The organism is Candidatus Deferrimicrobiaceae bacterium (assembly GCA_035256765.1).
Taxonomy (GTDB): Bacteria; Desulfobacterota; Deferrimicrobia; order Deferrimicrobiales; family Deferrimicrobiaceae; genus CSP1-8.
The window spans coordinates 1-9,872 of sequence record DATEXR010000066.1; the positions used below are offsets into that span (position 1 = coordinate 1).

The window sequence follows — 9,872 nt, forward strand, 5'->3', positions numbered from 1 at the left end:
GTTGTACACGTCCGGGGTGGGCGTAAGGACGGCGGCCAGCACGGTGCACATGAGGATGGCGTGCCGCCACTTGTTCCGGAAGAAGCCGGGACGGAGCCACCCGACCTTGGCGAGGAAGTAGGAGACCAGGGGCGCTTCGAAGGACAGCCCCAGGACGAGAAGCATCGTGCCGCAGAAGGAGACGAATTTCCGGGCCGAAATGAGCGCCCTCACGTCCTGCGTCTCGAACCCCACGAGGAACCCGACGCCGGCCGGGAGCAGGACGAAGTACCCCAGCGCCATGCCGGCGAAGAAGAGGGCGGTCGCCATCCCGATGACGGCCCACCCCCACCGTTTCCACTCCGGCAGCCGGGGGGCGACCGCCCCCTGCCAGAGCATCCACGCCGCGACCGGCAGCGACAGAACCATTCCGCAGTAGAGCGCGATCGTGAGCAGGGCGAAGAACCCTTCCGACGGGTCGAAGGCGACGAGCTTCCGGTGGAGGAGTCGCACCAGGAACAGGAGGATCGGCTCCGAGAAGGCGAAGGAAACCGCGGAGAGGACGATCACGAGGACCGCGTAGATTGCCAGTCCCTTGCGGGCCTTCTCGACTTCGGTCAGCATGCCGAGAAAGTGGTTTTCCACGAGCCCTCCCGCGCGGATTTCTGCTATGTAATAGTACAGCGGCTTCCCGGGAAAGGGGAGAAGGATGCGGTACGCGATTCCCGGATACGTCCACCGGCCCGGACTCCACTGCGGGTCCTCCGCCATGCGGAACCTGCTCGCCTTCCGGGGGGTCGTCCTCTCGGAGCCGTTCTGCTTCGGTCTGGGATCGGGCGCGGGATTCCTGTACCTGCCCGGGCTTCCGGTTCCCCCCGGGGTCGCGTTCCACGGGCGCATCCTGGAGATGGAGAGGGAACTGTGCGACGCCCTGGCGATCCCGTTCCCGGAGCGGGAGGAGGAGGACGGCGACGCAGGGTGGGAGAGGGCACGCGAAGCGGTCCTCTCGGGCCACCCCGTCCTGATCAGCACCGATCTCGCCTTCCTGGACTATTTCGCGACGAAGACGCACTTCTCCGGACACCGGATCGTCCTGTTCGGGTTCGACGACGAAAAGGGCATCGCGCTGTTGTCCGACTCGGAACGAGAGGAGCCCCAGGACGTTCCCGTCGCTTCGCTTACGAGGGCGCGCTCTTCCGCGGTCCCGCCGTACCCGATGGGAAACCGGTGGTGCGTCGTCCGGCCGCAAGGGCCGCTGCGCCCCCTTCCGGAGGCGATCCCGCGGGCCCTCGGGAAGAACGCGCGGGAGATGCTCCAGCCGCCGGACGGCTCCACCGCCGGCGTCTCCGGGATGCGCCGGGCGGCCGGGGAGATCCCCCGCTGGCCCGGGATGACGGAAGATCTTCCGTTCGCGGCCCGCTTCGGATACCAGGTGATCGAGAAGCGCGGAACGGGCGGGGGCTTCTTCCGGCGGATGTACGCCCGGTACCTGGACGAGGCGTCCCTCCCTTACCCCCCCCTGGCCGGGGCAGGCCTTTCCGGGAAGATGGCCGCCATCGCCGACGGCTGGACGGAGATCGCCGGGAGGTTGAAAGAGATCTCGGAGTCCCAGGACGCCGGGACGCTCCTGCGGGTGTCGGACCTCCTCCTTCGGCAGGCCGACCGGGAAGAGGCGTTCTGGCGGGAAATCGCCTCCGTCGTCTGACTCCGCCGTATCCCCGGAGCGCAGTCTTTTATCGGGTGATCATCCGCAGGCGCCTGCGACGTGGACCCATGGCCGAAACGTCGCGGGCAGCGAGCGGTCGCAAGTCACGCTCCGCAGCCTCGGAGGGGGGCTCCGTTCGTGGCTCGCCGTGCGGTGAACCTGCACGGCTGCGCTCCGGTCTCCCGGGGTCCATTCCCGGAAGATCCCGGCATTCGAGGGCCGCTGCAGCAGCGAAGGCTTCGTTGCCCTCCCTCACCGTACCGCAGCGGGTACGCTTCGGTCGGGCGCCTCGCCGGAAGCGGCGCATCGACCCTCTCGGTGCACGGCCTCTTCGGCAACGGACCCCGGGAGGCCGGCCTCACTCCGCCCCCGCTCCTTCGGCTTGCTGCGCTTATTATGCACCCGTGAAACGGCGCATCACCGGGGGCACTCCTCAACGCTCGGGGGGACACTCCTCAACATACTACTCGAAATAGGAATGTCCCCGGAATGTCCCCCCATTGGAGTGTCCCCGCCCAGTCTCCGCGGAACCCCCTGCATCGCCCTGGGCCTTCCGGTCGCAGGCGCCCTTGCAATGGGCGCGCAGATGCGGCGCTCGCCGCAGGGGATCCCCCGAGCGGGAAGCCCCGGCGGAACCGGCGGAGGCCTCGCCGTTTGTAGGGTAAAAGGGATTGCACACCACATAGGAAGGTGAATGGCCGGGGAGATGACCAATGGGCACGTCCGCTGGACGCAGCCGGGGAGCCGGGAGCTGACCGCGAGCGGGGACCCCGGAGGCGAAGCCGCTGCTGGCGACCTTTCGGCCGCTAGTCCCGGTTTCTGAGGTGCCGCCGGACGTACCAGACGATGCCGGCCACAATCGCCGCCCCGATCAGCAGGTCGAACTTGTGGAAATATTCCCGCAGGACGGGCCACCGCTCCCCCATCACCCATCCGATGTAGGCAAGCCCCAGGCACCAGGGGAGGGACCCCGCGAACGTGTAGGCGATGAACCGTTTCATCTCCATCCGCGCGACCCCCGCCGGGAAGGCGATGAAGGTGCGGATGACCGGGAGGAGGCGTGCGAAGAAGACGGTCGCCTCTCCGTGCCGCTGGAACCAGCGGTCCGCCATGTCCAGGTCGTGCCGGGACATGAGGATGTACTTCCCGTACTTCTCGATGAGCGGCCGGCCCCCGTACATCCCCAGGTAGTACGCCGGGACGGAGCCGACGACGCAACCGATGGCCCCGGCCAGCCCCACGGACCAGAGGGAATACTTCCCCTGGGAAACGAGGTAGCCGGCGAATGGCATGATCACCTCGGAAGGCAGGGGGATGCACGCCGATTCGATGGCCATCAGCAAAACGATCCCCGGCAGTCCCATCATCGAGATTACGAAGATGATGAACGAGGCGAGCGCTTCGAGGGTCCGGGTTACCACCGTGCTGCCCCCTTCCTATCCCACCGTGATGTACGGCGGCCCGAATCGAAGCGTCGGCTGGGCGTCCCCCACGGGCACGCCCTGCCCCTCTTTTCCGCAGGTCCCGAGGCCGAACCCGAGGTCGGACCCGACCATGTCGATCATCGACAGCGCCTCCAGGCCGTTCCCGGTGATGGTGGCGCCGCGGACCGGCTCGCCCCGCCGGCCGTTCTCGATCCGGTACCCCTCGGCCACCTCGAACATGAAGTCTCCGGTCACGGGGTTCACCTGCCCTCCGCCCATCTTCCGCACGAAAAGCCCGCGGGGTACCGATCGCTCGATCTCTTCGGGAGGCGTCCTTCCCGGAAGGATGATCGTGTTCGTCATCCGGGGCATCGGCTTGTGCCGGTAGGACTCCCGCCTTCCGTTTCCGGTCGACCGGACCTCTTCCTTCATCGCCAGCAGGCGGTCGTAGAGGAATCCCTTCAGGATGCCTCCTTCGACGAGGACCGTCCGCTGGCCCGGCGTTCCCTCGTCGTCGATCCCGAAGGACCCCCGCCTGCCCGGCACCGTGGCGTCATCCACGATCGAGACCAGCGGACTGGCCACCGGTTTCCCCAGCGAGTCCCGGTACACCGACATGCCCCGTCGCGCGAGATCCGCCTCCAGCCCGTGTCCGATCGCCTCGTGCACCATCGTCCCCCCCGCCTCGGAGGAAAGCACGACGGGCATCCTTCCGCCGCCGATTCTCCTTGCGGTGAGACCCCGGACCGCCCTTTCCGCCGCCTTCCTCGCGAGCGCCTCCGGGAGGAACTCCTCGAGAAACTCCCATCCGCACGTCCCGCCGCCGGTCTCGTACCCCATGGTGAGGCCGGATCCGTTCCCCGCCACGCACTGGATCGTCAGGAGCGTGAAGGTCTGGGCGTCCGAGGCGAAGACGCCGGGGTGCGCCGCGACCTCGATCCGTCTCTCGGCTTCTCCGTACGTCGCCCGGACCTGGCGGATCTCCGGGGAGATCCCGCGGGCGATCCGGTCCATTTCGTCGACGAGGGCGACTTTCTCCCCGACCTCGCGGGATCCCGGGGGGATGCGTACGGCGGACGGACCGCGGGCGGCCGCGGGGGATGCGGGAAGGACGGCGGAGACTCCCCCCCCGTCCGCGTACCGCGACAGGTCGTGCGCGAGGGAAAGGACGGCCCGCCCGTCGCACTCGTTCGTGTAGGCGTGGAAGGTCTTTCCCCGGAAGAGGAGGCGGATACCGATCCCTGCGTCGGTCCCCGACAGGACCCGCTCGACCTTCCCGTCCTCCCGCTGGACCGAAAGCGATCTCACCTCCTCGCGAAACAGTTCCCCGTATTCCCCTCCCCGGGACAGCAGCGCGGAAAGGACGGACTCCGGGCGTAGGGAAGAAAGCATCGATTCTCCGGCGAAGCGCCCACCCGCCGCGCCCGGCCGGTCGCACGCGATGGCCAAGCGATGGGCGGTTTCCTGCGATTTGTGTATACTAATCCCAAGAAGTTTACCCGAGGAACCGGATGAAAGCGAGAATCCTGGCGGCTACCCTGGCGGCCGCGTTTTTGTTCGCCCATGATGCCGGGGCATTCCACAGAAACGCCAAGGGGGTCGCCGAGCGCCTCCAGGGTCGTGCGTATTCCGAGTTCCTCTCCGGGTATCTCCACTATCGGGAAGGGAACCTCGACGCCGCCCTGGAATCGTACCGCAAGGCGCTCCGGTACCAGCAGGACGAGCCGGAGATCCTCTACGAGATCGCGAACGTTCTCGTGAAAAAGGGGCAGCTCTCCGAGGGGAAGGAATACCTGGAGAAGGCCCTGGCCGTCGACCCGAAGCACGCCCGCTCCCGCTATCTCCTGGCGGGGATCCTGGCCGCGACCGGGGACAAGGAAAAGGCGATATCCCTTTACTCCCAGGCGATTTCCGACGACCCGGACAACGAGGAGGCATACCTCCACCTCTCCACGCTCTACGCCGAGAAAGGGGAGCTCGACCGGGCCAAGGAGTACCTCACCGCCCTGATCGGGAGGAGCCCCCGCTCGTTTCTTGCCTTCTATTACCGGGGGAGGCTCGAAGCCGCCCGGAGGGAGTTCGACGCCGCGCTCTCCGACTTCGACAAGTCCCTCTCGATCCACCCGTCGTTCGACGCCGCGCTCATCGATTCGGGGGGCATCCTCGAACTGATGGGGCGCCACGAGGAGGCGGAGGAGAGGTACAAGCAGGCGCTTTCGCTCAACCCGGAGAACCCGTTCATCCGGGAGCGTCTCGGCCGGGTCCTCATCCTGGAAAAGAAGATCGACCAGGCGGTCGACCAGTACGAGGAACTGAAGAAATTCGCCCAGGGGAACCTGGACGTCCGGGTGAAACTCGGACTTCTCTATCTGGACCGGGACCGGAATGACGATGCGATCAACGAGTTCCTGTTCGTGCTCGCGGCCCAGCCGGAGAACAGCCAGGTGCGGTTCTTTCTCGGGACCGCCTATGAAGAAAAGGGGATGTTCCCGGAGAGCGAGAAGGAATTCCGCGCGATCCCGGAGTCTTCTCCCGTCTACCGGGACGCGATGCTCCACATCGCGATGTCCCTCGGCCGCCGGAAGCGGATCGAGGAAGCGATCGAAGTGACCCGGAGCCTGCGGAAGAAGTTTCCGGAGGATGTCCCGCTGATGATCTTCCTGGGGACGCAGCTGGAGGAGGCGAAGCGGTACCCGGAGGCCCTCGGGGTCCTCACGGAAGCGGTGGAGAAGGAGCCGAACAACGCCTCGGCAAGGTTTTCCCTCGGGGTGATCCACGACAAGATGGGGGATCTGGACAAGGTCATTGCGAGCATGGAGAAGGCGATCGAGCTCGATCCGGAGCACGCGACGGCCATGAACTATCTCGGGTACACCTATGCGGACCGGAACATGCGTCTGCCGGAGGCGGAATCCCTGATCCGCCGGGCCCTGGAGATCCGGCCGAACGACGGCTACTTCATCGACAGCCTCGCCTGGGTCTACTACCGAAAGGGGGAGTTCGCCCGCGCCGAGACCGAAATCCGCCGCGCGCTCTCGTTCATCCCCGACGACCCCGTCATCCTCGAGCACACGGGGGACATCCTGTCCGAGGAGGGGAAGAAGGAAGAAGCCGCGGTCTATTACGAGAAAGCGATTTCCCGCGGGCACGAGAAGCCCGAGGAGATCCGGAACAAGCTGACCCAGATCCGGAAAGCGGGCTCCGCGGCCAAGTGAAAGGGGGGACCTCCGCGAAGGACCTCCCGGCGGCCCGGGGCGGCAGGCGGTTCCTCGCGGCCTCCCTTCCGTTCGCGTTGCTCGTCGCGGCGGGGGCCGGCTGTGCCCCCGTCCGGCAGCGCCTCATCGGGGAGGAAGCCAGGACGGCGGCCACGTTCTTCGTTTCCACGGCGGACGTATCCTTTCCCCTCCGGGCGTCGTTCTCGGGAATCGCCGAACTCTCCGGCCGGACGGTCCCTTTTCTCGCCGGCCTCTCCTCCCGAAACGCTGCGGATGAGATCCTGGGGGTCTACGATCCCATGGGGCGCGCGGTCCTGTTCCTCCGCAACGATGGCGGGAACGTGTCGGTCACCCGCGGCCCCGCCGCGGGGGATTTCCCGCCGGGGGACATCCGCCCCGTGGATGCGGGGCCCCTGTCGGTCGGGCGAATTCTGTCGGGAGCCCCGGGGTATCCCGTGGACGGGGGAGAGACGGCTCGGGCGGCGGACGGGGGTTGGATCCTCGCGGGGAGGGAGCAGACGCTCTTTTCCGATCCGTCGCGGCGACTGCTCTCCCGGGCGGAATATGATATTTCTGGAAAGCGCGTCATCGTGACCTACCCGGGGAGGGATTCTCCCGAACCGCCCCGGACGGTGGAGGTCGAGGTCATGGGAAACAGAATCGTGCTCCGGAGGGACGCGGATTGAAGATCGCCCGGATTCTCGTTGCCGTGCTCGCCGTCGTCCTGGCGGCGGCGTGCGCGAAGGAAAAAAAGGACGCCGGGGGCACGGGAGCGGCCGGTTCGGACGCCCCCGCCTACGGCGACGCCATCGTCGAAGGGAGCATCGGGGACGTGAGTGGGTTCCTCACGGCCGTCACCTCCGACTCCGCCTCCCACACCGCGGCGAACTACGTCTTCAATGGCCTCGTCCGGTACGACAAGAACCTGAAGCTCGAGGGGGAGCTGGCCGAGTCCTGGGAGGTCTCTCCCGACGGGAAGAGGATCACCTTCCACCTCCGGAAAGGGGTGACGTGGCACGACGGAAAGCCGTTCACGTCGGAGGACGTTCTTTTCACCTACCGGAGGATGATCGCCCCGAACACGCCGACCGCCTACGCGGAGGACTTCAAGCAGGTGAAGCGGGCCGAAGCCCCCGACCCGTATACGGTCGTCGTCGAGTACGGCAAGCCGTTCGCCCCCGCGCTCGCCTCCTGGGGGATGCACGTCCTTCCGAAGCACCTGCTCGCGGAATACCCCGACATCTCCCGCAGTCCCTTGAACAAGAAGCCCGTGGGGACCGGGCCGTTCCGGTTCGTGGAGTGGAAGACCGGGGAGAAGACGGTCTTCGAGACGAACCCGGACTACTTCGAGGGTCGGCCGTACCTTTCCCGCGTCATCACGCGCGTCATCCCGGACCCGGCCACCATGTTCCTGGAGCTCAAATCCGGCGGGATCGACATGATGGGGGTTACCCCCCTCCAGTACACGAGGCAGACGGAGACGGAGGAATTCCGGAAATCGTTCCACAAGTACCGGTACCTCTCCTTCGGGTACACCTATCTGGGGTTCCGGCTCTCCCACCCCCTCTTCTCGGACAAACGGGTCCGGCAGGCCATCGCCCACTCGATCCACAAGAAGGAGATCATCGACGGCGTTCTGTTCGGGCTCGGGCAGGAGGCCACCGGGCCGTACAAGCCGGGGACGTGGGTGCACAACCCCGACGTGAAGAGGTACCCTTTCGACCCGGAAAAGGCGAAGGCGCTCCTGGCCGAAGCGGGGTGGAAGGCGGGGGACGGCGTCCTCGAGAAGGGGGGGAGGGCGTTTTCCTTCACGGTCCTCACCAACGCGGGGAACGAGAGCCGGGCGAAGACGGCCGCGATCATCCAGCAGAACCTGGCCGCCGTCGGGATCAAGATGGAGATCCGGACGCTGGAGTGGGCCGCCTTCATCAACGAGTTCGTCGACAAGCGGAAGTTCGATGCGGTGATCCTCGGCTGGAGCATCTCCCAGGACCCCGACCAGTACGACATCTGGAGCTCGAAGAAGACCGGCCCCAAGGAGCTCAATTTCGTGGGGTTCCAGGACGCGGAAGTGGACCGGCTCCTCGAGGAGGGGCGGCGCACCTTCGAAGCCGAGGGGAGGAAGAAGGCCTATTTTCGCATCCAGGAGATCCTGGCGGAGGAGCAGCCCTACGTCTTCCTCTATTACCCGGACGCGCTTCCGGTCGTGCACAAGCGGATCCACGGGATCGAGCCGGCGCCGGCGGGGATCTCCTACAACTTCATCCAGTGGTACGTTCCCAAGTCCCAGCAGAGGTACACCACCTTCCAATAATAGGGGACGGATGCTCCGGTATATCGCCCACCGCCTGCTGCTCACGGTTCCGCTCCTGATCGGGATCAGCCTCATTTCCTTCCTCGTCATCCACGCTGCTCCCGGCGGGCCGGTGGAGATGGCCACGGACCTGAACCCCAAGGTCACGGCGGAGGCGAGGGAGAGGCTGAAAACCTATTACGGCCTGGACCAGCCGCTCCACGTCCAGTACGTCCGGTGGCTCGGTCGCATGGCCACCCTCGATTTCGGGCAGAGCTTCTCCCGCGACGGGAAGCAGGTCTCCGAGAAGATCGGGGAGCGGATCCCCGTGACGCTGGCGATCAACGTCCTGTCGATGCTTCTCATCTTCCTGGTCGCGATCCCCCTGGGCATCTATTCCGCGGTCCGGAAGGATTCGTGGTTCGACCGGATTTCCACCGTGGTGGTGTTCACGGGATTTGCCGTGCCCACGTTCTGGCTCGCCCTGCTGCTCATGATCCTGTTCGGCGTGAAGCTGGGGTGGCTCCCCATCTCGGGACTCGTCTCGCTGGAGTACGATTCCCTGGGGCTGGCGGGGAAGATCTGGGACCGGACGAGCCACCTCCTCCTCCCGGTGTTCGTGTCGGCCTTCGGGGGACTAGCCGGGTTCTCCCGCTACATGCGGTCGAACATGCTGGAGGTGATCCGGCAGGACTACATCGCGACCGCCCGGGCGAAGGGGCTCCCCGAGCGGAAAGTCGTGTTCCGCCACGCGATGCGCAACGCGCTCCTTCCCTTCATCACCATCTTGGGTCTTTCCGTGCCGGGCCTCCTCGGCGGCTCGGTCATCTTCGAGTCGATCTTCGCGATCCCCGGCCTCGGGCAGCTCTTCTACCAGAGCGTGATGTCCCGCGACTACCCGCTGATCATGGGGGCGCTGGTGATCGGGGCGTTCCTGACCCTGATCGGGAATCTGCTGGCCGACGTCGGGTACGCGCTGGCGGATCCCCGGATCCGCACGGAATAGTGTACCGTCTCGTAAATAGCTTGACGCACCGAGAGCGTCGATGCGCCGCGCCAGCGAGGCGCGCGACTGAGGCGTACTGGAGCGAAGTACGGCGCAAGAAGCGCAACGAAGCGGGAGCGAGGGGCCTGTCCCCGGAAGGGTCGGCAGCCGAGGCGAAGCGGATGCGCCGTCAGACCGCGAAGGACGACCGAGCACGGCGCAGGCGTACTTGCGGTACGCCGAGCCGGGCGCAGGGAGTCCGACAAAGGGC

Annotated in this window: 8 protein-coding genes; 5 read left to right on the forward strand and 3 right to left on the reverse strand. The window is 66.4% G+C overall.

Going from position 1 to position 9,872, the window contains the following annotated elements; genetic code table 11:
• Positions 1-624 (reverse strand): twin-arginine translocase subunit TatC (locus tag VJ307_02085; protein HJX72916.1); only part of this gene is annotated, 624 nt, incomplete at its 3' end.
• A 64-nt stretch (positions 625-688) separates the two neighbouring features.
• Here VJ307_02085 and VJ307_02090 point away from each other — a divergent pair.
• Positions 689-1,684 (forward strand): BtrH N-terminal domain-containing protein, encoded by a 996-nt coding sequence (locus VJ307_02090; protein HJX72917.1) that lies wholly within the window; start codon positions 689-691, stop codon positions 1,682-1,684.
• 806 nt (positions 1,685-2,490) lie between these two features.
• Here VJ307_02090 and VJ307_02095 read toward each other — a convergent pair.
• Positions 2,491-3,105 carry a DedA family protein gene (locus VJ307_02095; protein HJX72918.1) on the reverse strand — a complete coding sequence of 205 codons (615 nt, stop codon included), beginning with the start codon at positions 3,103-3,105 and terminating at the stop codon, positions 2,491-2,493.
• 15 nt (positions 3,106-3,120) lie between these two features.
• The gene (locus tag VJ307_02100) at positions 3,121-4,500 is read right to left on the reverse strand and encodes a TldD/PmbA family protein (protein HJX72919.1); all 1,380 of its coding nucleotides are present in this window, start codon (positions 4,498-4,500) and stop codon (positions 3,121-3,123) included.
• Positions 4,501-4,619: 119 nt separating this feature from the next.
• Here VJ307_02100 and VJ307_02105 point away from each other — a divergent pair, with 119 nt between their 5' ends.
• From VJ307_02105 to VJ307_02120, 4 genes are read left to right on the forward strand one after another with little or no spacing between them, the layout of a single operon-like run.
• A complete protein-coding gene (locus tag VJ307_02105; GenBank protein ID HJX72920.1) occupies positions 4,620-6,323 on the forward strand; it encodes a tetratricopeptide repeat protein in 1,704 nt (567 codons plus the stop codon).
• Positions 6,320-7,009, forward strand: a complete 690-nt coding sequence (locus VJ307_02110; protein HJX72921.1) for a hypothetical protein — start codon at positions 6,320-6,322, stop codon at positions 7,007-7,009. The genes VJ307_02105 and VJ307_02110 overlap by 4 nt, the downstream gene beginning before the upstream one ends.
• Positions 7,006-8,637 carry a peptide-binding protein gene (locus VJ307_02115; GenBank protein ID HJX72922.1) on the forward strand — a complete coding sequence of 544 codons (1,632 nt, stop codon included), beginning with the start codon at positions 7,006-7,008 and terminating at the stop codon, positions 8,635-8,637. Before VJ307_02110 ends, VJ307_02115 begins: the two co-directional genes overlap by 4 nt.
• A 10-nt stretch (positions 8,638-8,647) precedes the next feature.
• Positions 8,648-9,622 carry an ABC transporter permease gene (locus tag VJ307_02120; protein ID HJX72923.1) on the forward strand — a complete coding sequence of 325 codons (975 nt, stop codon included), beginning with the start codon at positions 8,648-8,650 and terminating at the stop codon, positions 9,620-9,622.
• Positions 9,623-9,872: the final 250 nt, after the last annotated feature.